21 protein-coding genes, 5 pseudogenes and 1 riboswitch are annotated in these 22,467 nt (G+C 67.2%); of the genes and pseudogenes, 18 read left to right on the top strand and 8 right to left on the bottom strand.

What is annotated here, in order from left to right; all coding sequences use genetic code 11:
• Positions 1-153: 153 nt before the first annotated feature.
• The 3 genes from AB0D14_RS40550 to AB0D14_RS40540 form a co-directional block, all read right to left on the bottom strand.
• Complete coding sequence (locus tag AB0D14_RS40550; RefSeq protein ID WP_362789179.1) at positions 154-945, bottom strand: enhanced serine sensitivity protein SseB C-terminal domain-containing protein; 792 nt, start codon at positions 943-945, stop codon at positions 154-156.
• 194 nt (positions 946-1,139) lie between these two features.
• The gene (locus AB0D14_RS40545) at positions 1,140-1,952 is read right to left on the bottom strand and encodes an enhanced serine sensitivity protein SseB (RefSeq protein ID WP_362789176.1); all 813 of its coding nucleotides are present in this window, start codon (positions 1,950-1,952) and stop codon (positions 1,140-1,142) included.
• A gap of 229 nt (positions 1,953-2,181) precedes the next feature.
• Complete coding sequence (locus AB0D14_RS40540) at positions 2,182-2,850, bottom strand: AAA family ATPase (protein ID WP_362789173.1); 669 nt, start codon at positions 2,848-2,850, stop codon at positions 2,182-2,184.
• Between the two features lie 232 nt (positions 2,851-3,082).
• Positions 3,083-3,197, top strand: a riboswitch (glycine riboswitch).
• A gap of 164 nt (positions 3,198-3,361) precedes the next feature.
• Here AB0D14_RS40540 and gcvT point away from each other — a divergent pair.
• The 4 genes from gcvT (at position 3,362) to AB0D14_RS40520 (ending at position 7,915) form a co-directional block, all read left to right on the top strand.
• Positions 3,362-4,525, top strand: coding sequence for a glycine cleavage system aminomethyltransferase GcvT (gcvT, locus tag AB0D14_RS40535; protein WP_362789170.1), 1,164 nt, complete (start codon positions 3,362-3,364; stop codon positions 4,523-4,525).
• A gap of 182 nt (positions 4,526-4,707) precedes the next feature.
• Positions 4,708-5,085, top strand: a complete 378-nt coding sequence (gene gcvH / locus AB0D14_RS40530) for a glycine cleavage system protein GcvH (RefSeq protein ID WP_362789168.1) — start codon at positions 4,708-4,710, stop codon at positions 5,083-5,085.
• Between the two features lie 45 nt (positions 5,086-5,130).
• The gene (glyA, locus tag AB0D14_RS40525; protein WP_362789165.1) at positions 5,131-6,393 is read left to right on the top strand and encodes a serine hydroxymethyltransferase; all 1,263 of its coding nucleotides are present in this window, start codon (positions 5,131-5,133) and stop codon (positions 6,391-6,393) included.
• A gap of 136 nt (positions 6,394-6,529) precedes the next feature.
• On the top strand, positions 6,530-7,915 hold the full coding sequence (locus AB0D14_RS40520) for an L-serine ammonia-lyase (RefSeq protein ID WP_362789162.1): 1,386 nt from the start codon (positions 6,530-6,532) through the stop codon (positions 7,913-7,915).
• 127 nt (positions 7,916-8,042) lie between these two features.
• Here the strand turns inward: AB0D14_RS40520 and AB0D14_RS40515 are convergent.
• Positions 8,043-8,175: pseudogene (locus tag AB0D14_RS40515) on the bottom strand (IS5/IS1182 family transposase); the annotation flags it as partial.
• A gap of 1,024 nt (positions 8,176-9,199) precedes the next feature.
• Between AB0D14_RS40515 and AB0D14_RS40510 the strand changes: the two are divergent.
• The 6 genes and pseudogenes from AB0D14_RS40510 (at position 9,200) to AB0D14_RS40485 (ending at position 15,322) form a co-directional block, all read left to right on the top strand.
• Positions 9,200-12,529: an RHS repeat-associated core domain-containing protein gene (locus AB0D14_RS40510; RefSeq protein WP_362789159.1), complete on the top strand. Its 3,330-nt coding sequence runs from the start codon at positions 9,200-9,202 to the stop codon at positions 12,527-12,529.
• Positions 12,530-12,597: 68 nt separating this feature from the next.
• Complete coding sequence (locus tag AB0D14_RS40505; protein ID WP_362789156.1) at positions 12,598-12,783, top strand: hypothetical protein; 186 nt, start codon at positions 12,598-12,600, stop codon at positions 12,781-12,783.
• 7 nt (positions 12,784-12,790) lie between these two features.
• Positions 12,791-13,282 (top strand): annotated as a pseudogene (locus AB0D14_RS40500) (RHS repeat-associated core domain-containing protein); the annotation flags it as partial.
• Between the two features lie 833 nt (positions 13,283-14,115).
• Positions 14,116-14,295, top strand: coding sequence for a hypothetical protein (locus AB0D14_RS40495; RefSeq protein WP_362789153.1), 180 nt, complete (start codon positions 14,116-14,118; stop codon positions 14,293-14,295).
• A gap of 10 nt (positions 14,296-14,305) precedes the next feature.
• Positions 14,306-14,665 carry a fic family toxin-antitoxin system, toxin component gene (locus tag AB0D14_RS40490; RefSeq protein WP_362789150.1) on the top strand — a complete coding sequence of 120 codons (360 nt, stop codon included), beginning with the start codon at positions 14,306-14,308 and terminating at the stop codon, positions 14,663-14,665.
• Between the two features lie 432 nt (positions 14,666-15,097).
• Complete coding sequence (locus AB0D14_RS40485; protein WP_362789147.1) at positions 15,098-15,322, top strand: hypothetical protein; 225 nt, start codon at positions 15,098-15,100, stop codon at positions 15,320-15,322.
• 396 nt (positions 15,323-15,718) lie between these two features.
• Here the strand turns inward: AB0D14_RS40485 and AB0D14_RS40480 are convergent, their stop codons facing one another.
• From AB0D14_RS40480 to AB0D14_RS40470, 3 genes and pseudogenes are all read right to left on the bottom strand, one after another.
• Positions 15,719-16,252: an SMI1/KNR4 family protein gene (locus AB0D14_RS40480; RefSeq protein WP_362789145.1), complete on the bottom strand. Its 534-nt coding sequence runs from the start codon at positions 16,250-16,252 to the stop codon at positions 15,719-15,721.
• 99 nt (positions 16,253-16,351) lie between these two features.
• Positions 16,352-16,663, bottom strand: a pseudogene (locus AB0D14_RS40475) (DNA/RNA non-specific endonuclease); the annotation flags it as partial.
• Positions 16,582-16,893: a putative T7SS-secreted protein gene (locus tag AB0D14_RS40470; protein ID WP_362789219.1), complete on the bottom strand. Its 312-nt coding sequence runs from the start codon at positions 16,891-16,893 to the stop codon at positions 16,582-16,584. The gene AB0D14_RS40470 and the pseudogene AB0D14_RS40475, both read right to left, overlap by 82 nt.
• 91 nt (positions 16,894-16,984) lie before the next feature.
• Between AB0D14_RS40470 and AB0D14_RS40465 the strand changes: the two genes are divergently transcribed.
• From AB0D14_RS40465 to AB0D14_RS40450, 4 genes and pseudogenes are all read left to right on the top strand, one after another.
• Complete coding sequence (locus tag AB0D14_RS40465) at positions 16,985-17,935, top strand: helix-turn-helix domain-containing protein (protein WP_362789142.1); 951 nt, start codon at positions 16,985-16,987, stop codon at positions 17,933-17,935.
• A 17-nt stretch (positions 17,936-17,952) separates the two neighbouring features.
• Complete coding sequence (locus tag AB0D14_RS40460) at positions 17,953-18,414, top strand: cupin domain-containing protein (RefSeq protein ID WP_362789139.1); 462 nt, start codon at positions 17,953-17,955, stop codon at positions 18,412-18,414.
• Between the two features lie 131 nt (positions 18,415-18,545).
• Complete coding sequence (locus tag AB0D14_RS40455; RefSeq protein WP_362789216.1) at positions 18,546-18,686, top strand: hypothetical protein; 141 nt, start codon at positions 18,546-18,548, stop codon at positions 18,684-18,686.
• A pseudogene (locus AB0D14_RS40450) lies at positions 18,674-19,133 on the top strand (transposase); the annotation flags it as partial. The gene AB0D14_RS40455 and the pseudogene AB0D14_RS40450, both read left to right, overlap by 13 nt.
• A 46-nt stretch (positions 19,134-19,179) precedes the next feature.
• On the opposite strand, the gene AB0D14_RS40445 reads toward AB0D14_RS40450, so the two are convergent.
• The gene (locus AB0D14_RS40445) at positions 19,180-20,241 is read right to left on the bottom strand and encodes an AraC family transcriptional regulator (protein WP_362789136.1); all 1,062 of its coding nucleotides are present in this window, start codon (positions 20,239-20,241) and stop codon (positions 19,180-19,182) included.
• A gap of 113 nt (positions 20,242-20,354) precedes the next feature.
• On the opposite strand from AB0D14_RS40445, the gene AB0D14_RS40440 reads away from it, so the two are divergent.
• The 4 genes and pseudogenes from AB0D14_RS40440 to AB0D14_RS40425 all read left to right on the top strand — a co-directional run.
• Positions 20,355-21,398 (top strand): aldo/keto reductase, encoded by a 1,044-nt coding sequence (locus tag AB0D14_RS40440; RefSeq protein ID WP_362789133.1) that lies wholly within the window; start codon positions 20,355-20,357, stop codon positions 21,396-21,398.
• Entirely contained in the window at positions 21,399-21,716 is a 318-nt protein-coding gene (locus tag AB0D14_RS40435; protein ID WP_362789130.1) for a transposase, read from the top strand.
• A gap of 38 nt (positions 21,717-21,754) precedes the next feature.
• Complete coding sequence (locus AB0D14_RS40430; RefSeq protein WP_362789127.1) at positions 21,755-22,201, top strand: hypothetical protein; 447 nt, start codon at positions 21,755-21,757, stop codon at positions 22,199-22,201.
• Positions 22,191-22,467 (top strand): annotated as a pseudogene (locus tag AB0D14_RS40425) (hypothetical protein); the annotation flags it as partial. The gene AB0D14_RS40430 and the pseudogene AB0D14_RS40425, both read left to right, overlap by 11 nt.

The raw sequence follows: 22,467 nt of genomic DNA, 5'->3' as shown, positions 1-22,467 counted from the left end.
CCTCGCATCCCATTTACCCGCGTAGATCGGGACATTACGCCCGGCGCAGGTACAGGTGTGAGCCTGTTGCTCCACTGGATGGACTCCTGGATGGACTCCTGGTGGGACTTCCCGGTGAACTCCACCGGATGGACTCGGCCCACCCGGATCATCTCAGTACGTGCCGGGAAACCCGTAACCGCCTGCCGCCGGCGCCTGTACGGGTGCCGCGTGCGCCTCCCGGTCGTAGAACGGCCGGGCGTTGGCCCGCAGCCACAGCGCCACCGGGTCGTACCCGTCCGACATCGCCACGGTCGACACCGGCAGACCGTCCGGCACGGCGCTGATGGACTGCTGCATCATCGCCCGGACCGAGTCCACGGCGGGCGGACTGGTGTCGTACACGTCGAGCCCGATGGCGAGATACGGCGCCCCGAGCGCGGGCTGCACCCAGGCGCGGCGCAGCGAGCGGACGGCGGTGGTCCGGTGCGCGTTCTGCGTGAGCAGGCCGTAGAACTGCGGGATCTCGATGCCCGGCTCGGACAGCCGCAGCGGCCCCGCGGGCTGCCGCTCCAGACCGGCGGCGATACGGCGCAGATCAAGCCACGGGATGCCGACACCGCCGCCCGGCGCGTGCGGGTTCAGCCAGAGGCCGAAGTGGTCGGGGTAGAGGGTGCGGGCGACATCGATCCCGTCGACCACCTCGTACGAGCGGTTCCAGCCACTGGCCGAGAGCTCCTGGGCGGACGTCACACAGGGGGCGTAGCCGAAACCGTCGACCTCCATGTTCCCGTACTGGGCGTCCGGCGAGCCCGCCTGGCCGTGCCAGAGCAGCATCCAGACCTGGCCGGACGACGGGATCGCCAGCGCGCGAAGGAGCGCCTCGTAGGCGTCGTAACGCCCGGGCGTCACTTGGCGCAGCATGTGCTCGACCTGCCCGGCCTCGGCCGTGCCCGACGCGCTCACTTTCTACCGCCCCTTCGCGACATCCCTGACATACGGGTTCTCTTCGGCGGGGCGCCACATTCTCTTGAACATCGCACCACCCCGAAGAGCCATGAAACCAGCTTAGGCGGCGATCCCGACAGCACCGTTGCGCTCCGCCGGGAAAGCTGTTGATGGCCCGGATGTTGATAGCCCGGACTTTCCGCCGTCCGGGTTCAGTGGGGGGCTCCGGTGTGGAAGGGGCGGACCTGTGCGCGCAACCAGTCGGCCACAGGATCCTGGGCCACGTCCAGGAAGACGAGGCTCACGGGATGCGCCACGGGGACCCGGCCCAGCGCCCGGCCCAGGGCGTCGAGCGGAAGCGTGCGGGCGTTCTCGTCCCAGTGGGCCAGCTCGATGCCGACGAACATCATGGTGTCGCCGCCCTCGATGCTCGCCAGGCAGCGCCGGGCGCTCAGTACGATCCCGGTCGCGGCGAACTCCGCCGAGGCCGCGGTCAGGAAGTCCACCGGGTCGTCCTGCCAGTCGGGCTGGAACAGCCGGACCCGGCCACCGCTCGCCGCCCCGTCCAGCTCGGTCCGGCCGGCCCGGCACAGCTCGGCGACGGCGGGCGGGGGCAGCGGCACCCCGACCGTGCCGTCCGGGTTCAGCGCGAGACCCGCCTGGGGCGGCAGACCGCGCGCGAACTCGACGGCGGGCGCCACGGTGTACGCCATGTGGTCGCCGACGACCTGGCGGAACTGCTGCTCGGAGGTGAAGACCGGCACGTACACCTGCCCGCCGAGCTCGATCGTGGGCAGGTCGAGCGGGCCGCTGTGCGGGCCGCCTCCCTCGGGCAGTGGCACCCAGAGGAAGCTGCGCCCGGCGGTCTCCACGATCCGGGCACCCGTCGAGGGCGACGGGGGAAGCCCGAGGGAGGCGGCGAGCACCTCCTCCAACTCGTTGCCGGGCCAGCCGACATGGGGGTGGGCGTACGCCTGTGCCGGAAAATCCTGCACCGGAACGCCCTGTGCCGGAACGCCCTGCATTGGAACACCCTGTGCCGGAATGCCTTGCCCCGGAATGTCTTGCCCCGGAATGTCTTGCCCCGGAATGTTCTGTGCCGCGAAGTCCATCTCTACCGCCCGCTCGAACCGCCTTGTGCGGCTGCCGAGGTTACGCGCACACGCGCCCGCCCGCCGCAGCCGTGACCTGCTGAAGCCCGTCTGAGCCCGTCGAAGCCCGCCGACGCCGGAGCCTGTCCCCCGGAACCGGGGCTCAGTCGCCGAAATCGATGCGCCGCAGTACGTCCGCCGCGGCACGGTCGACGAGCACCGCGGAACCGCAGCCCTCGGGGAGGTCGCCCTTCTCCACGGAACGCAGCAGCCGGGCGACCGCGCCGCGGTGGCGCGCGAACGCGTACCGCGAGACGCCTCGGCCGCGCTCACGCTGGCCGTCGAGCGCCGTACCGGGATCGACGTCGAGCAGCAGCAGATGCAGTGTGCCGCCGCGCCGCCGGGCGTCCCGGGCGAGCCAGCTGCGCACCCAGGCCTGCGTACCGCAGTCGTGCACGACGACGCCCTCTCCGGAGCGCAGGGCCCGGCGCAGGCCCGCATAGTGCGCGGCGCGGACGAGGGGCCGGTAGACCGCGTACGGCAGGAACCGGGTGAGTCGGCCGTCCCAGCGGTCACGGGTGTCCTGGGAGTCGATGCGGCGGCCCGTCACCGCCCGGCGCATCAGGGTCGACTTGCCGCTGCCCGGCAGGCCCGTCACCACGACCAGGTCGGCCGCCCCGAAGCGCAGACCGTGCGGGCTGTGACCCGCGCGCTCCCGCAGATCGCGGACGACGGGCGCCGGAAGCGGGCCACACGCCGCCCTGGCCGGGGCGGGGGGCTGCTTGGGCAGCGCGATGCCCGTGCTGGTCGCGTACGCCGTGGTCCTGTTCACCCTGATCGTCCTCCCCATGCGGTCAGAGACCCATCCACGTCGAGTGTAAAGAGAAGGTAATGCGCTGGTCCCCTTCTTTCTGTTCTTGTCCTGCCACAGCCGCGTCACAGATCACTCCACAGCCGCGTCACAGATCCCTGTGAACGCCGCGTGAACGCCCCTGCCCCCTGCGCGGCCCCCCTGCGAAGCCGGGGCGTGCAATGATGTGCGCGCCAACTGCATACCGGCCGCTTGAATCCGCGCGGGAGAGTTCCGGGGACATGTACACGCAGGTGTACGAGTGCCCGGGCGCCGAAGGAGCAAGTCCCTCCCTTGAATCTCTCAGGCCCCGTTACCGCGCGGGCGAGGCACATCTGAAAAGCGGGCCGTCTCCTTCCAGTCAGGGCGTCGGCTCCACCCACGGTGCAAGTCAGTGACCACCACGTTCACCGGTGATCACGGCGAACCTCTCAGGTTTTCGATGACAGATGGGGAGGAACGACCTCGCCGTCATGCCTTGGGAGCCCCGCCGATGAGCAGCACGAGCAATACGAGTAACACGAGCAGTACGAGCAGTAACGCTTCTGTTGAACCGCGCCGCACCGCGCTCGATGCCCTGCACCGTTCGCTCGGCGCGACGATGACCGACTTCGCCGGCTGGGACATGCCGCTGCGGTACGGCTCCGAGCGCGACGAGCATCTCGCCGTACGCACCCGGGCCGGCCTCTTCGACCTCTCCCACATGGGCGAGATCACCGTGAGCGGGCCGCAGGCGGCCGCGCTGCTCGACTTCGCACTGGTCGGCAACATCGGCGGCGTGAAGCCGGGCCGGGCCCGCTACACCATGATCTGCCGGGCCGACGGCGGCATCCTCGACGACCTGATCGTCTACCGCCTCGCCGACACCGAATACATGATCGTGGCGAACGCCTCCAACGCCCAGGTGGTCCTGGACGCCGTCGTGGAGCGCGCCGAGGGCTTCGACGCCGAGGTGCGCGACGACCGGGACGCCTACGCCCTGATCGCCGTACAGGGCCCGGAGTCCCCCGGCATCCTGAAGTCCCTGACCGACGCCGATCTGGACGGCCTGAAGTACTACGCCGGCCTGCCCGGCACGGTCGCGGGCGTGCCGGCCCTGATCGCCCGCACCGGCTACACCGGCGAGGACGGCTTCGAGCTGTTCGTGGCCCCGGCCGACGCCGGGAAGCTGTGGCAGGCACTGACCGACGCGGGAGCCCCGGCCGGGCTCGCCCCCTGCGGGCTCTCCTGCCGGGACACTCTGCGCCTGGAGGCGGGCATGCCGCTGTACGGGCACGAGCTGAGCACCTCGCTCACCCCGTTCGACGCGGGGCTCGGCCGGGTCGTGAAGTTCGAGAAGGAGGGCGACTTCGTGGGGCGCGAGGCGCTGTCCGCGGCTGCCGCCCGCGCCGAGTCGACACCCCCGCGCGTCCTGGTCGGCCTGGTCGCCGAGGGCCGCCGTGTTCCGCGCGCCGGGTATCCCGTCGTCGCCGACGGCAAGGTCGTCGGCGAGGTCACCTCGGGCGCGCCCTCGCCGACGCTCGGCAGGCCGATCGCGATGGCGTACGTCGACGCGGAGCACGCGGCGCCCGGCACCGCCGGTGTCGGTGTGGACATCCGGGGCAGCCACGAGCCGTACGAGGTCGTGGCGCTGCCGTTCTACAAGCGCGAGAAGTAACACTGGTCGGCGCGTGTCGGAAGGAGAACCGGGGTCGGGGTCCGAACCGGTCCGCAGGCTCCAGAAGTGACACCGGCCCTCCAGTCCTCCGAAGTGAGACACCCGGTGACCTCGGGCACATCGCCCGGTTCACCCCGGTCCCCCTGCATCAGCACTCCCCGGCGTACAGGAGAATTCAAGCCATGAGCAACCCCCAGCAGCTGCGCTACAGCAAGGAGCACGAGTGGCTGTCGGGCGCCGAGAACGGCGTCTCGACAGTCGGCATCACGGAGCACGCGGCCAACGCGCTCGGTGACGTCGTGTACGTCCAGCTCCCCGAGGTCGGTGCGACGGTGACCGCGGGCGAGACCTGCGGCGAACTGGAGTCCACCAAGTCGGTGAGCGACCTGTACTCGCCCGTCACCGGTGAGATCACCGAGATCAACCAGGACGTCGTGGACGACCCCGCGCTGGTGAACACCGCTCCCTTCGAGGGCGGCTGGCTGTTCAAGGTACGGGCGGCGGACGAGCCGAAGGACCTGCTCTCCGCCGACGAGTACACCGAATTCTCCGGCTCCTGAACTCCTCGGCTCCTGAACTCTTCGGCTCCTAAGGACTCCCGACCGATGTCGCTTCTGAACACGCCCCTGCACGAACTCGACCCGGACGTCGCCGCCGCCGTCGACGCCGAGCTGAACCGTCAGCAGTCCACCCTCGAAATGATCGCGTCGGAGAACTTCGCTCCGCTCGCGGTCATGGAGGCCCAGGGCTCGGTCCTCACCAACAAGTACGCCGAGGGCTACCCGGGCCGCCGCTACTACGGCGGCTGTGAGCACGTCGACGTCGCCGAGCAGATCGCGATCGACCGGGTCAAGGACCTGTTCGGCGCCGAGTACGCCAACGTGCAGCCGCACTCGGGCGCTTCCGCCAACCAGGCCGCGCTCTTCGCGCTGGCCCAGCCCGGTGACACCATCCTCGGCCTGGACCTGGCCCACGGCGGCCACCTGACCCACGGGATGCGGCTGAACTTCTCCGGCAAGCAGTTCAACGTGGTCGCGTACCACGTGGACGACGCCGGCCTGGTCGACATGGCCGAGGTCGAGCGGCTCGCCAAGGAACACCGCCCGAAGGTGATCATCGCGGGCTGGTCGGCGTACCCCCGTCAGCTGGACTTCGCCGAGTTCCGCCGGATCGCGGATGAGGTCGAGGCCTACCTGTGGGTCGACATGGCGCACTTCGCGGGCCTCGTCGCCGCCGGCCTCCACCCGAACCCGGTGGAGCACGCGGACGTGGTCACCTCCACCACCCACAAGACGCTCGGCGGCCCCCGCGGCGGGATCATCCTCGCCAAGAAGGCCTTCGCCAAGAAGCTGAACTCGTCCGTCTTCCCTGGCTTCCAGGGCGGCCCCCTGGAGCACGTGATCGCGGCGAAGGCGGTCTCCTTCAAGATCGCCGCCACGGAGGAGTTCAGGGAGCGGCAGGTCCGTACGGTCGAGGGCGCCCGGATCCTCGCCGAGCGGCTGACCGCGGCCGACGCCCGCGAGGCCGGAGTGAACGTGCTCTCCGGCGGCACGGACGTCCACCTGATCCTGGTCGACCTGCGCGAGTCCGAGCTGGACGGACAGCAGGCGGAGGACCGGCTCCACGAGGTGGGCATCACGGTCAACCGCAACGCCGTCCCGAACGACCCCCGGCCGCCGATGGTGACCTCGGGCCTGCGGATCGGTACGCCGGCCCTGGCGACCCGCGGCTTCACGGCCGAGGACTTCACCGAGGTCGCGGACGTCATCGCCGAGACCCTCAAGCCGGTCTACGACGCGGCGTCGCTCAAGGCCCGGGTGACCGCCCTGGCCGACAAGCACCCGCTGTACCCCGGTCTGGGCAAGTAGTTCCGTTTCGGGGCAGGTAGTTCCGTTTCACGGGGTACCCCGCACACTGGAAGGTGCGCGCGGTACCCCGCCCGGACCTTGCCCCACCCCGCTTCACCCCGCTTCACCCCGCTTCACCCTGTTTTGAGGAGTTCCCGTGGCCATCTCGGTCTTCGACCTGTTCTCGATCGGTATCGGCCCGTCCAGCTCCCACACGGTCGGCCCGATGCGCGCGGCACGCATGTTCTCCAACCGGCTGCGCACCGAGGATCTGCTGGCCCCCGTGGTCTCGGTCCGCGCGGAGCTGTACGGCTCACTGGGCGCGACCGGGCACGGCCACGGGACGCCCAAGGCGGTGCTGCTCGGACTGGAGGGCGCCTCGCCCCGCACGGTGGACGTCGAGGGCGCCGACGGCCGGGTCGAGAAGATCAAGTCGTCGGGCCGCCTCGACCTGCTCGGCGAGCACGAGATCGACTTCTCCTTCGACGACGACCTGGTGCTGCACCGCCGCAAGACGCTGCCGTACCACGCGAACGGCATGACGCTGTGGGCGTACGACGCGTCGGGCGCCGAAGTGCTGTCCAAGACGTACTACTCGGTGGGCGGCGGCTTCGTCGTCGACGAGGACGCGGTGGGCGCGGACCGTATCAAGCTGGACGACACGGTCCTGAAGTACCCGTTCCGTACGGGCGACGAGCTGCTGCGGCTGGCGAAGGAGACGGGCCTGTCCATCTCCGCCCTGATGCTGGAGAACGAGCGGGCCTGGCGCAGCGAGGAGGAGATCCGCGAGGGGCTCCTGGCCATCTGGCGGGTGATGCAGGCGTGCGTCTCGCGCGGCATGTCCCGTGAGGGCATCCTGCCGGGCGGCCTCAGGGTCCGCCGCCGCGCGGCCATGTCGGCCCGCCAACTGCGCGCCGAGGGCGACCCGTTGGCCCATGCCATGGAGTGGATCACCTTGTACGCGATGGCGGTGAACGAGGAGAACGCGGCGGGCGGCCGCGTCGTCACCGCCCCCACCAACGGCGCCGCGGGCATCATCCCGTCGGTCCTGCACTACTACGTCAACTTCGTCGCAGGCGCCTCCTCCTCGGCTGAGGAGAAGGAGGACGGGGTCGTACGCTTCCTCCTCGCCGCGGGCGCCATCGGCATGCTCTTCAAGGAGAACGCCTCCATCTCGGGCGCCGAGGTCGGCTGCCAGGGCGAGGTCGGCTCGGCCTGCTCGATGGCGGCCGGCGCCCTCGCGGAGGTGCTCGGCGGCAGCCCCGAACAGGTCGAGAACGCCGCGGAGATCGGCATGGAGCACAACCTCGGCCTCACCTGCGACCCGGTCGGCGGCCTCGTCCAGATCCCCTGCATCGAGCGCAACGGCATGGCCGCGGTCAAGGCCGTGACCGCGGCGAAGATGGCCATGCGCGGCGACGGCTCCCACAAGGTGTCCCTCGACAAGGTCATCAAAACGATGAAGGACACGGGCGCCGACATGAGCGTCAAGTACAAGGAGACGGCCCGGGGCGGGCTCGCGGTGAACATCATCGAATGCTAGTGGGATAGACCCTGACCAGCGCGTTCGCATCTTTCAGCGCCGTCAGGGCCTTCCCTGCTTACGCGGCGGAGAGTCCCCGGATTGTCCCTGAGACAGGCGTGAAAGTCCCCGAAAAGTCCCCAGGGTGCAGCCGCCCGGCCGGGACGGTGACCACCTGCACGTTCACCCCGTGCCGGCGGTGTTCGTGGGAGTGGCCGGCCTGGCCGTCGCCGAACCCGGTCGCACTCCGCCAGGGTGCCGTCGAGCAGGACGTAGCCGGGGCCGGCTGCCGACAGCGGGCCTCACCAGGATGATCTGGCGAGGCCCCTCGTATGCACCCGGGATGACGTTGATTCAGTGCAGGCCGCGTTCCGAGAAGTCGTCCACCTCGACCCAGTCGGTGAGGCGGCAAGACCCGGTCGTCACATCGACCGCAACTGGCAGGTTTCCGCCGAGTTGCATGCCCTCCTGACCGTGGTCAAGGAAGCCGACATGGCCGTAGGGAGCGGTGACCTGCCTCCCTCCGTCGAAGAAGCAGTACTCGGGAAGGATCCGGACGCGGGAGGACGGCCCCCAGGACCTGCTTTCGACGGTGAGAGACCCCGCGGCCCTGCGCTCTGCCCCTTACCTGTCGAGCATGTCAGTTGGTCCTCATGAGGTCGTAATGGCGATATCGCGTTGCGGCCGCATTGGACCTGTTCGACTGGAAGTCGATGAGGATCACCCTTCCGTCGATGTCGGCGACGTGGGAGTAGTGGCCAACACCCCTCTCCAGCCACGCTCCCGGCCCAGCCACGCTCCTGGGCCAGCGGCACTCCGGGGCTCACCAGGGAGGCGTCGGCGAACTGTTCGAACCGGTCGGCATGCCGCTCGTCGTACGGTTCGCCGTCGACGCCCCGCTGCTCACCGAAGAGGTGACTGAGTGCGAGTCAGGCCAGGAGGAGGAGTGATCAGCGTGGAGGACTGGGCGGAGATCCGCCGGCTCCATTCGACGGGACATGACTTTCGGTCAGTTCCTGGCGCCTGGTCCGACGGTTGACGACGATCCATAACGAGCAGTAAGGGCTTTCGAACGTTTTCAGTACGTTATGGATGGTTTAAGGGGTGGGGCGGATTCCGGGCTGCATGGGATGTGATTTCGGGGGTACGAACCGCAATTTTGTGCGGTTCCTGTGGCACCTTGTGCGCCTCCGGTGACCACTGGGGTGCACCGGGAGCCGTCTTCCTGTGGGGGAAGCCTTGAATACTCGTGCCTCAGGCGCGCCCGTTCGGCGTGCCCGTAAGAGATCATCCCGCCTGACCGTCATGGCCGTCATCGCCTCCAGCGCACTGGCTCTGTCGATGCTTCCGGCCGCTGAGGCGCTCGCGGACGACCCACGGCCTGCCTCCGCGTGGGGCAAGGACGCGCCCCGCTTCGACATGCCGGAGGTGAAGGTCGGCTCCACCAAGCCGGTGGCGCCCGAGGCGGAGAAGTCACCGTCGGCGGAGGTGGCGGCCTGGCGCACGGCCCAGAAGGAACGCGCCACCCGCCCTGGCCCGCGGAGCGGCAAGCCCGGCTCAGGGGTTGGCCGTGCCAGTGGGGCGGATGGCGAAGCGCTGGCGTTTGTGCCGGAGGGCCAGGGAGATGTCCCCTGGCACCGCATCACAGACTTCGCGATCACCGACGCGCTGACCGCCCGGGTCGATCACTCGACCGGCAACCTGATGCTGACCGCCACCGACTTCGACATCGCCGGCGTCGGTCAGAAGCTCACCCTGGCCCGCACCTACAACTCCCTGGACGCACCCTGGGGCAAGGTCTCCCAGCGGTGGTGGCAGCAGTACGAGCGCTACCTGCAGATCTCCGGCACCGAAACGGTGCTCTACGACGCCTCCGGCGACACCCTGCGCTTCACGCAGAACGCGGACGGCTCCTTCACCACACCCAAGGGCTACAGCAAGGACCTGAAGAAGAACGCCGACGGCACGTACACCCTCACCCAGCGCAAGTCCGGGGCGAAGGACACGTACAACGCCAACGGGACCCTGACCAAGGTCACCGACCGCAACAACGGAACCATCACCGTCACCCAGCACGACGAGGCCGGCGAGCACAAGGGCTTCAAACTCACCGAGACCCGCTCCGGCCGGTCGATCGACCTGCTCAAGACCGACGCCTCGCAGTGGCAGGCCAAGGACCACACCGGCCGCACCGCCCTCTTCGACCTCGACCCCTCCGGCAACCTGGCCAAGACCACCGACACCGAAGGCAAGCCCACCCTCTTCGGCCACGACTCCTCCGGCCGGATCAACAAGATCACCACCGCCGAAGGCCGCGTCACCGCCTTCACCTACGACGACGCCAACCGCGTCACCTCCATGCTGCGCGCCACCAACTTCAACGGCTCCGGCCACACCGGCCCCACCTGGACCTACAGCTACGACACCACCACACCCTCCTCCGCAGGCACGACGAAGGTCACCGACCCCGAGTCCCACAGCACCTCGTACAAGCACAACGCCGACGGCGAAGTCTCCGAGGTGACGGACGCGCTGACCCACAAGCGGTCCACGAAGTTCGACGCGAACCACAACATCGACACCGCCACCGACGCCATGGGCTCGGGGACCACGCCGGGCAACGTGACGGACTACGGCTTCAACACCCGCAACAACCTGGAAACCGCGGCCCTGCCGACCGGCGCCAAGACGGTCAACAGCTGGCAGACCATCGCGGGCGGCGACGTCCCGAAGGACTCCACCAACCCGGACGGCGAGAAAACCGAGTTCAAATACGACACGGCCGGCAACACCATGTCCGTCGCACAGACCGGCACCGGCGGCGGCAACGTCTCCTACACCTACAACCCCGCCACCCCCACCTGCGGCGGCTTCGAGGGCCAGCGCTGCACCCAGAAGACGAAGATGTCGTCGACGAAGACCGTCACCACCACCTTCCACCACGACACCAAGGGCAACCTCGACACCGTCACCCCGCCCGCCCCGCTGGGCAAGACGACGTACACCTATGACGCGCTGGGCCGCACCGAGACGCTCACCGACGGCCGCGGCATCAAGACCGTCTACGTCTACGACAACCGGGACCGCATCACCAAGGTCTCCTCCACCAACGAGACCGTGGAGTACCGGTACGACGGCGACGGCAACCTCGCCCAGCGCACGGACGGCACCGGCGTGATCAAGTACCAGTTCGACCCGCTGCAGCGCGAAACGGTCCGCACCCTCCAGGACGGCTCACAGACGCTGCTGGCCTACACCCCGGCCGGCAACGTCGACTACCACCAGGACCCCACGGGCAAGACCGACTACACCTGGAACGAGGTCAACAAGCTCAAGGAGCTCAAGGACCCACAGGGCCGGGTGACGGCATACGAGTACAACAGCAACGACTTCCGCACCACCACCAGATACCCGGGCGGAACGCTGCACAAGGTCACACCGGACAAGTCCAGCCGGCCGTCCACCATCAAGGCCACCTCCCCCCAGGGCACCCTGGTCGACCTGGCCTACACCTACGGCTACGGAACCGGCGGCACAACCGACGGCAGCAAGATCCGCTCATCCGCGGACAACGTAACCGGCCTCAAGACGACCTACACCTACGACAGCGCCGGCCGCTTCTCCTACGCCGAGGAGAAGAAGGGCACCACCCTCAACGCCTCCTGGCTGTACTGCTACGACCTCGCTGGCAACCTCACCTCGCAGGGCACCGCGGCGGGCTGCCCCGGCGGCACCACCTACACCGTCAACGACGCCCAGCAGATCACCGCAAAGAGCGGCTCGACCGCCAACTGGTCCTACGACCAGGCCGGCAACGAGACAGCCGGCGCCTCCACTCCGGAAGACACCCGCACCGGCGAGAAGTGGTCGGACTACTCCCAGCTGACCTCGGTCACAGCGGGCGGCAAGACCTACACCGGCCAGTACGGCTCAACCGACCAGTCGGAGCGCATCCGCCTCGGTGACACCTACTTCCACAACGGCCCGCTGGGCCTGTCCGGCACGTCAACTGCCGGAGTGGACACCGGATTCAACCGCGAACCCGGGGGCACGCTGAATTCCGTGACGACTGGAGGCAAGGCGTATTTTTACCTGACCGATGCGCTCGGCTCGGTAGTGGGCCTCGCCGACGAGTCTGGGGCCAAGGTCAACACCTACGCCTACAGCCCCCGCGGAGTCACCCGCTCCACCACCACCGAGAAGGTGACCCAGCCCTACCGCTTCGCCACCGGATACCAGGACCCCACCGGGCTCTACCACTTCCAGGCCCGCTACTACGACACCAACATCGGCCGCTTCACCCAACCCGACCCCTCCGGCCAGGAACAGAACCCCTACCTCTACGCCGAGGGCGACCCCGTCAACCGCATCGACCCAACCGGACAGCTGAGCATCGGGGGTGCCCTCGAAGGACTGGGCAAGGCAAGTGACCTGCTCAACACCGGAATCGCGGCATTCCAGGGTGATACGCGAGCAGCGTGGGCCAGTCTCGCCTCGTGGGGTGTGGGCACTTTGGCCGGCCTCGGCTGTGGGGCGGTTATGACCAGCGGGGGCGTCACCGCTCCCGCGGCGCCCGCCGTGTGCGCGGGTGTCGGGTACTACGCGGGTGAACTGACCGCGGACGCACTGAAATAGCCAGGGCTGAAAGGCAGGCCCGGGGAGACATCACACGTCACCCCGGGCCTTGGTGAAGGGATAAGGCTATGAAGAGGTTCTCCGGTGACAACAACAGAATGCTGAGAATGTGGCTTGTCGCCTCTATTCCGTTCGCGGTGTTCCTTGTGTTTCTCATGGTGTTCCAGGGGATGTACGGGGCATGGGTCGGGCTGGCGATCCTGGCGCTCTTCTGGGGCCTGGCCTTCTGGGTGACCGACTCCCGGAGAAGCTGAGCGCAGGGCGTACTTCTACCTGACCGACGCGCTCGGCTCCGTCATCGCGATCGCCGACGAGTCGGGCACGAAGGTCAACACCTACGCCTACAGCCCCCGCGGAGTCACCCGCTCCACCACCACCGAGAAGGTGACCCAGCCCTACCGCTTCGCCACCGGATACCAAAACCCCACCGGGCTGTGCCACTTCCAGGCCCGCTACTACGACACCAACATCGGCCGCTTCACCCAACCCGACCCCTCCGGCCAGGAACAGAACCCCTGCCTCTACGCCGAGGGCGACCCCGTCAACCGTATCGACCCAACCGGACTGGCCTGGTACTCGGGCGTTCTTAACTTCGCGAAAACCAAGGGCTCGAGGTTCTTGGGCAGAGCCTCCAGCGCCGCGCCTGTCGGCTGCTACGCCAAAAGAGCCTGGGATGACACGGACAGCTCCCTGAAGGATGAGGCTGGCGACCTCAACAGTTGCTTCAATCCGTACGCATGGGTCACGGAATGAAAGGATGCTGATGTCGACGGCTCAAGAAAGAACAGCGAGAGCAAAGAACGCATTGCTTGGCACCTTCGCCATGACTGTCCTTCTGAGCCTCGCAGACGCTTCCTGGGACCCCTCTGGACCCGTATGGATTACCTTGCGATTCGTCGTCAAAGGCCTCTTCACCGTCGCCTTGGTCGTATTCATCTCGCTGTACGTCAGTAACCGCAGACGGCAACGCCAGTGACAGTCAGATGAAAATGAGCCCGCCATAAGACGCGCAGGCAAGTGGACTCAAACGTGACCGGCTGCCCCGTGCGACGGGGCAGCCGGTCGTCCCTGGAAGCGGCTGCCCCACAGAAGCCCATAAGAGTTCTGCCCGATCGGCGGTAAATCGTGACTAATTCTAAGAAGATTCAAATCACTCTATGGGTGATCGCAATATCGGCTGGAATTATTGTTGGCATTTTGACCGTTGATTAGAACCGGGCTGAAGCAGCGGCGACCCCGTCAACCGCAACGACCCCACCGGGCTGTTCGGCTTCTCCGATGTGATGGACATCGGCGAGAAGGTCGTGACTGCCGCTGTGGGATGTGTCGGCGGTGTCAGCCTGACTTCGGATACCGGGGTTCTGACAGCGTCCACCATGCTCTTCGGAACTCCGGGCACAGTGGCCGCAGTCGCTGATTCCTGCATTGTCGGCGCTGGAGCGAGCCTGATGAACGCGGATCTCATTTCCTACGGATGACAGGGACAGCGACGAGGCTTCCCCGTTTCCAGCGAGCAGTGCTCGCTGGAAACGGGGAGCAGGAACCGCCTTCAACAGAGTTGACTATCGCATTGGGAGGAACACTTCATGGCGAGCCTCGAAGTGAAATTTTCCGTTTTCGTATTGCTCATGCTCGCCGCCAGCGCAATCTTTATTTTATGGGGCGTAAACAAAGGCGACTACCTGATGCTTGCACTGGGCATCGGGGCGGCAATATGTGGTCTTTTCCTAGGAATAAAGATGGTGCTCCGCAAGGCGTCCAGGTAATGTCCGCGAGATGGCGGATAGTGGCCGATGGGGGCGGCGGAACGGGCCGGGCCACCGCGAGCCTGCCGTCGACGACCACGGCGTTCCCATCGCCGCTGTCGCCCGCCACCACGGCGAACTCCCGGACACACCCGTCTACGACGGCCCCTACTTCCGCGCCGCGGCGCTGGCCCACAACCTGGTCCGCTGCCGCTGGTTGGCACGCTCCAACCTCGCCGTCGCCTGCGCCGTCGCCGTCATGTATCTCGAGGCAAGCAACGTCCCCGTCATCTCCAGCCGCGAACAGCTAAACGCACTCGCCCATGAGCTGAACAATCCGCGCTGCACCGCCGAGCGGATCGCCTCCTTCCTGCGCACCTGGAAACCCTGAACCGAACCGCCGACAGCGTCGTGTAACCGTCTCGCCGACCGAACAACGTGGTGCGGATACACGGCTGCGCAGCCGGCGCCGCCTTCGGTACTGTCGCTGGAGGCGGGGAAGGCTCGATTCTCAAGGCTGCAGGAAAAGGTTGCCGTCGGCCGCTCCTCGGCCGCTTTCCATCAGCACGATCCCGCGAAGCCGGTCGCTGCGCATGGGCCGCAAAGCAGTGATGCAAACAGGGATTTCCCGGCCTCTCCCTGACCGAGATGGCCTCCGGAACCGTCCTTCGCGTACCCACCCCCAGATGACCAGCTCAGGCCGCGCTGTCAGTGGCCACTGGCAAGCTACCCACCCACAACGGGACACTGAGTGCATCCGGCCTGTCACTCATCGTGGCGTGGCCGGAGGGCTCGGCGAGCGGAAGGGCGCACCGTGACCGACATGCCCAGCGCACTCCACCATCTCGTGGAGTCGGTGACCGACACGTACTCGGTGGTCGCCGAGCACCCCAGGCCCGGCGACATCAGGCCTTCCGTCTGGGAGGTCAGCGGGCCTGGCGACGAACGGTGGTTCGGGAAGCTCCACGTGGGCGCGAAGCTCCACCGGCGCGAGGTGACCGCGTACCAGAAATGGACCGTGGCCCTGGGCGCCGACCGTGCACCCTAGCTGATCGCCGCGGACGCGCACTGTCCTGATCACCGCTGTGCCCGGACGCGGCCTCGACACGCTGCGCCTGCCCCGGCCGAGCAGTCCGGGCATCCCCGTCTCCCCCGCGGCCCTTCTCGACCAGAGCTCCCACAGACAGTCCGCGGCGCCTTCTGGACATCGGCACGGGCCCGGGACTCGTCACCCACGCGTTCCTGCCGTACTTCGACTACCTGTTCGCGGTCGATGCCGAGCCGGGAATGCTCACGGAGGCGGCGCGGGCGCGCTGTTCGTTGATCCACGCCTCGTCGGCCCGGAAGCCGTGCAGTGCGCCGTCGTTGAAGGGCAGCCGGTACGCGTCGGCGACCAGGAAGTCCCCCGAGACCTGAGGGCAAGCCCCGGTCTGCGCAGTTCTGGTTATACCGGGCGGAGCTGACGGAACTCGTGAGCAGCAAGAGGGAAGCGGGACGAGAGGATGCTGGACTGCAGTTCTCCGTCGAGAACGGACGCGAGGAACTGGGTGCAGGTGGTGGAGAAGTGCTCCCAGTTGTCCCCGCGGGCTTCGTTCACCATGATGGTCCACTGGTCCGGACTCTGCCCAGGGCGGACGAGCCAGTACAGGCACTCTCCGTTGTCCGTCGTCGCCCAGGGGATGACGCGGGTTCCCTCCGCTGCCAACTCGGCCGGCTTCTTCTCGAACTCCCACAGCCCGTCCAGGGCCTCGGTCTGCTGGTCTTCCCATTCGATGAGGTCGTAGTTGTCATTTGGGCAGCCAGGTTCGAGAACGTAGAGGTAGTCGTCCCAGTTGCTGCCCCCGTAAGTGCGGATGAACTCCTTGTAATCTGACGGAAGTTCTGTCGTGAGTTCGCTTTCTGCCGCATCCCATTCCTTCTCTCGAGGCTCGGGCGGCGGCGGGACGAGCTGGATGAGTCGCGCGAGGGAGGTGCTCATGCGAATAACCTGTCTGTCGGTGGCTTCCATTGGTCTTCTTCAGGGTGGCCAAAATGGGGATCGACGGGTTAAGGGCTGGTCTCTCAGGTCCCTCCCTTCTTATTCGATATGAATGCGGTGTTGCCGGAGTCGGTGCTTCTTGAGCTCTTGAGCTCTTGAGCTCTTGAGCTCTTGAGCTCTTGAGCTCTTGAGCTGAGTGAACTGGAAACCGTCCGAACCGTACGCCTCGACGGTGACTCCCGTGGGAATCTTGTCATTGAGGTTGTACACCGGGGTGACGCTGTACTGGATGGTTCCTCCCTTCTCAACTGCGGCTCGAACTTGGTTCTCTATGTGTCGCATGACAGAGGAGCTCGCATAGGAGTGCATCGTGACGAAGTTCGCCGGATCGCAATTTGACCCACCGAGCTGCGCGCCGAGGAGCTGACCTGCCCGGTGGGGGTGGTGCGGCCGGTGCGGCGACCCATCCGGTCGTAGGTGTAGCTCAGGTCGAACGCCTTCTGAAAATCCCGCAGATTCTTCACCGTCGCGGTGAGCTGCGCCGGCCGTCCATGGATCAGCTCGTCCGGCTCCTCGCTCGGTGCTGCGCTCAGCGTTCGGCCGTCGGTCGCCGGCGCGACTGAGCCGTCGACCGCGTGCACCAGAGCCTTGTAGAGCAGATGCGGGCCGGCGCCGCTGTAACCCCCGCCGAACACCGTGCCTGAGCAGAAGTGTCGTCGTTATCATTGGCCGGTGATCGGCAACCTTGAGTCGTTCCAGGACGAGCTGGCCGCCAGCGGGTTTCCGCCGCTGATCAACAAGCTGGCCGGGGCCGGCTTCCGGGGCGGGATCGCCACCCGTGACCTCGGGCCGCTGCGGCTGGTCTCCCTCGACACGCCCGAGAGCGCCTGCATCGGGCGGGAGCGCGACGCCTCCGACGGCGAGAACCTGGCGGTCAAGGTGATGACCCGGGGCCGGACGCGGATCGAGCAAGGGCGCGGCGACGCCGAACTCGGGCCGACCGACCTGGTACTGCTCGATCCCACGCGTACGCTCCGGTTCGAGAGCACCGCCGCGGCGCACGTCACCATCCTGGTTCCGCGCCGGGAGCTTCGGATCCGGCCCGCGCAGATCGACCGGCTCATCGGCGTACGCATCGACGGCAGCCACGGCCCGGGCGCTCTCGTCTCCGTGCTGGCCCGGCAGTCGGCGTGGTCGGCGACCGAGTTCCGCGAGGCGGAGGCGCTGCGGTCGGCGGCGGCCGTCGTCGAGTTGATCGCGGTCGCACTGGAGGCCCGGCTCGGCGACGAACAACCGGCCCCGGACGAGTGGCTGCGCAGCCGGATCGCCGGCTACATCGAGACCCGGCTGGCCGATCCCGATCTGTCCCCGCCTGGCATCGCCGCCACCCACAACATATCCGTACGCCGGCTGCACAAGCTGTTCGAGGACCAGCCGCTCACCGTCGCGGCCCTGATCCGCCGTCGCCGCCTGGAGCGCTGCCGGGCCGAGCTGACCGGAAGCGGACGTACGGTCACCGCCGTGGCCGCCCGGTGGGGATTCTCCGATCCCACCCATTTCAGCAAGCTCTTCAAGGCGACGTACGGCTACAACGCCCGTGCACTGGTAACCAGCAATCGTGCACAGACGACCAAGACGCGCACAGCCGGCCCGGACAAGGATGGTGGTGACCAAGGCAGGTAATAGCAATAGGAGAAGTCGTGGCGAAGGTAAACATCGTCCGCCCCGGTGAGGGCGAGATCCTCGGCAGCGGGGCCCAGCAGATCCGCATCCTGGAGAACGGCGAGCATACCGGCCACCGGCTGGGGTTCGCCGAGGTCACCATTCCGCCGGGCACCCCGAGCCCGTTGCAGCATCGCCACGCCCAGCATGACGAGGGCTTCTACGTGCTGGCGGGAACTTTCCGGTTCACCGTCGGCGAGGACCAATACGACGCCGGGCCGGGCACCTGGGTCATCGTGCCGACCGGGGCGCCGCACACGTTCGCCAACGTCGGCGACGAGAACGCGGTCATGTTGAACACCTTCACGCCGGACCTGTATGTGCAGTACTTCCGCGACTTCAAGGCCATGATCGATTCCGGGCAGCCGGTCAACGCCGAGACCATGCAACCGCTCTGGAAGAACTACGCCACCGAGATCTCGAACGAATACGCCTCGTGAAGCGCCTTCAATACGACCGCTACGGCGGCCCGGAAGTGGTGCGGCTCGCTGAGTTCGAGCCACCACGCCCGGGTCCGGGTGAGGTTCTCGTCCGCGTCCGGGCGGCGGCCTCCAACGCGCTGGACTGGAAGATGCGCAACGGCGAGATGAAGCTGATGACCGGCCGCTCCTTTCCCCGGGCGATGGGGCACGACTTCGCCGGAGTCGTCGAGGCGGTCGGCGCCGGACTCTGGCCCCGGGCCGGCGCCGGCACCCGGCCGACACGGTCCTGATCGTGGACGGCACCCTGGTCCCGACCCGCGACAGGAGCGTGGCCGCTTCCAGCAAGAACTACCGCTGTTCCACCAACCATCAGGTTGTCATCGACGCCAACACCCGACTGGTCGTGGCGGCCGGCCGCCCACTGCCCGGCAACCGCCACGGCGCCCGTGCCTACCGGAACCGGGCGTAAACCGGTCGTGAAGAACGCGCCTGTCCTCGGCAACGGCGGCTATCGCGGTACACCCGCCCTCATCCCGCACCGGCCGCGTAAAGGCCGACCGCTCACGCCTGAGCAACAAGCCGACGACGCCGTTCACCGCCGGGCCGGAGCCCGCGTCGACCACGTCTTCTCCCGAATGAAGACCTACAAGATCCTCCGCGACTGCCGCTTACGCGGCGACGGGGTCCACGAGGCCATCCTCGACGTCGCCCGGCTGCACAACCTGGCCCTCGCCGGGTATCCCCACCTTGCCCAGCAGCACTCCAGCCTTCTCCAACATCCGCTTACGGGACGTCATTTAGTACCACGGACCGGTGAGGTCGAGCGGCCGCGGATCGAACGCGGGCAGTGGGCACCACGGCGCCGGGATCTAAGTCAGTCTTTACCGCCGCGTTGCGGTACTGCCGGGGCGAGGACCCGACTTCACGCCGGAACGCTGTACTGAAGGCGCTTTCAGATTCATAGCCCGTTGCGGCTGCCAGTTCAGAGATGGACAAACTACCGTTGCGCAGAACGTCTCGGGCCAGGGTCATTCGCCATTTAATTAGGTAGGCCAACGGGGGTACACCCACTTTGACCTTGAACGCTGCGGCAAACACGGAACGTGACATCTGCCCGATCTCAGCGAGTTCGGCGAGCGTCCATCGTCGGCCTACCTCGGCGTGTATCGCCCGCAGCGCCGCCCCGACGCCGTCTTCGGCCAGCGCTGCGAGCCAGCCGCTGGGTTGTTCGTTGTTGTCAGCATGCGCCCGCAGCATGTGGACGAAGATGATCTGCGCAAGGTGCTCCAGCACCAAAGACTTTCCGACATCGGGCGATTCGATCTCGGAGACCAACAACGAGGCCAGGTTCATGAACAGCGGTCCGCGCGGATCACCGGCTCGGACAAGGACTACCCGCGGAAGCGCATCGAGCAGCATCGCGGTGTCGCTGCCATCGAACGTGAAGTCGACGCTGCATATGTACGAGTCCTCGTCCACCTCGGTTCCGATGCGAAACCCTCTGCCGATCGTGTTCCGCGGCAGCGCGGTGGCCGGGCGCGCCACAACCTCATCGAGCGAGCTACTCAGCGTGTACCGCGGAGGGTGACCAAGCAGGTAGAAGTCCCCTTCGTCCAGCAGCACCGGCTCAAGACCGTCGAGTCTCAACCAGCATTCGCCTTCGACGACAACGCCGAGCTTGATGTGTGGAAAGGGGGCAAACCGCACGGCCCACGGACCGGCGGCGTGCAACGGTGCCGGCACAACCGCGCGTGGACGAAGCAGTCCCATGACTCCGGCCAGCGGATCGCGGGGACCAAGCACAGCACGATCCGAGGACGATGCATAAAGAACTTCGGACTCCACGTTATGGACCGTACCAGAGAACTTGCTGATGATGGTGCCTATCCAGCTTCTGCTGGAACGGCTCAAAACAGCGTCATTGCCGGGCGCAACACTCTGGTGTTCAGGAGCGGACTGTGCGTTATCGATACCTCGGCCGATCAGGACTGCGTGTCTCGACGCTTTCTCTGGGAACCGGAAACTTCGGAGCTCGCTGGGGACACGGCGCGACCGTTTCCGGGGCGCAGGACATGTACGACCAATATCGTGCGGCCGGCGGGAACTTCATCGATACCTCCAGCAACTATCAATTCGGGGACGCGGAGGTCTATCTCGCCGACATGATCACCTCACATCGCGACGAGGTGGTACTGGCAACCAAATACGCAACGGGCACCACGATGGACAGCGGCCTCCATATGACCGGTAACGGCAGAAAGGCGATGGTGCAGTCACTGGAGGCTAGCCTGCGACGTCTGAAAACCGATCGAGTGGACCTGTTCTGGGCCCATGCTCCCGACTACGCGACTCCTATCGAAGAAATCATGAGCGCCTGCGACGATCTTGTCCGTTCTGGCAAGGTCCTCTACGCCGGCCTGTCCAACTTTCCCGCCTGGCGGGTAGCGACAGGCGCTACGATCGCCGCGGCACGAGGCTGGGCACCCCTGGTCGCCATCCAGACCGAATACAGCTTGGTCGAACGCGCCGCAGAACGCGATCTGCTGCCGATGGCGGAAGGCTTCGGCCTGGGGGTGCTGGGCTATTCCCCCCTCGGCGGAGGCATGCTGACCGGAAAATACCGCCGAGGCGAAACCGGCCGCGCGCAGAGTTCGATCAGCCAGTTCCTGCACAAAGAAGAAGACGACAACAAGGCCGCCACACTGGACACGGTGGAAGCGATCGCCCAGGAAGCGGACGTCAGTGCCGAAACGGTGGCGCTCAGCTGGTCAATGGCCAAGGGAGTCATCCCAATCGTCGGCCCACGAACGACCGAACAGCTGAAGACCAATCTTGCAGCGGCCGAGCTTCATCTAAGTCCAGAACAGATCGACAGGCTCGACACTGTCAGCGCACTACAACTGGGCTACCCGCACAACATGAAGACTGACCCGGGCGCCGTCCAAGCCGTCACGGGCGGGAAAGCGAACCTGCTCGACGCCCCTTCCTTGACCATCCCCTAAATGCAATGCCGTGACTCTCGGCCACCTACCGCGCCGCGGTCCGCACCGGCCTTGCCGCACGCCATCGGCGTCGACCACTTCCACGTCGTCCAGCTCGCCATCAAGGTGCTCTCCGTGGTGAGGCGCCGTACCACCGCCGAGATCCGGGGCCGACGTGGACACGCCACCGACCCAGAGCGGAAGCCCAGACGACGACTCCCGCGCAACCGCGAGGATGTCACTGCCGACCAGTTCGCCGGCGGCTCCCGTGCCCTGAGAGCAGTCGGGCCCGGAGCGGAATCTTCACGAGAACCGACTCTGTCATGCCGTGCGTCTTGATCTACGGTGCCATCAGTCGCCTACCAGGGGGAGTGGCCGTGGAGCAGACAAGCACAGCGTTCGCCGAGCGGATTGCCGAGCAGCGTAGGGGGGTTGGTGATCCTCGGGCGCTGGTCGGTGAGATGCGGCGTTCGGTCCTTCTGGTGCCGGTGGCCGACGGGGGTCTGTGGTCGGCGCGGTCGGGTGGGGTGCGGTGGGTGTGCGGGTTCACCGGCGAGGCGGCGCTGGCCCGGTTTGCGCTGCTGCACGGATCGGGTGATCAGCCCATGGAGTACGCGGCGCTGCTGGGCGCGCGGATCGTCGACGAGGTCGTGCCGGCCTTGGACGAGCCCGCCGGGCTGGCCGTGGACATCGCCACCGAGGACGGGTCGATGTTCTTCCCGCCGGTCGTCGGCGTCGTTCCGGACGTAGCCGCCGTCGACATCGACATCACCGTCGGCGTCGACTCCGGCGAGGCGGAGGAAGGGCGCGGTCATGGGCGGTGACGGGGCGGACCTCGCCCTCGACAAGGCGTCGGTGGCGAAGTTCACGCAGGGTGTGGGCGCGGTCATCGACCAGCTCGGTGATCTGGGCGGCGCGACCGGTTCGGTGATGGGCAAGGGCTTCTCGGAGCTGGCGATGACGGGGATGGAGGCCGGGCACCACGGCCTGTCCACCGACTTCGAGGACTTCTGTGAGCGCTGGGAGTGGGGTGTGCGGGCCCTGGTGAGCGACGCCAGCGCGCTCGCCACCCGGCTCGGTCTGGCGGCGG

It is taken from the genome of Streptomyces sp. NPDC048484, from assembly GCF_040651415.1.
Taxonomy (GTDB): Bacteria; Actinomycetota; Actinomycetes; order Streptomycetales; family Streptomycetaceae; genus Streptomyces.
Note: the sequence above shows the minus strand (reverse complement) of the source record. Positions and strands in the feature narration are given on the sequence as shown.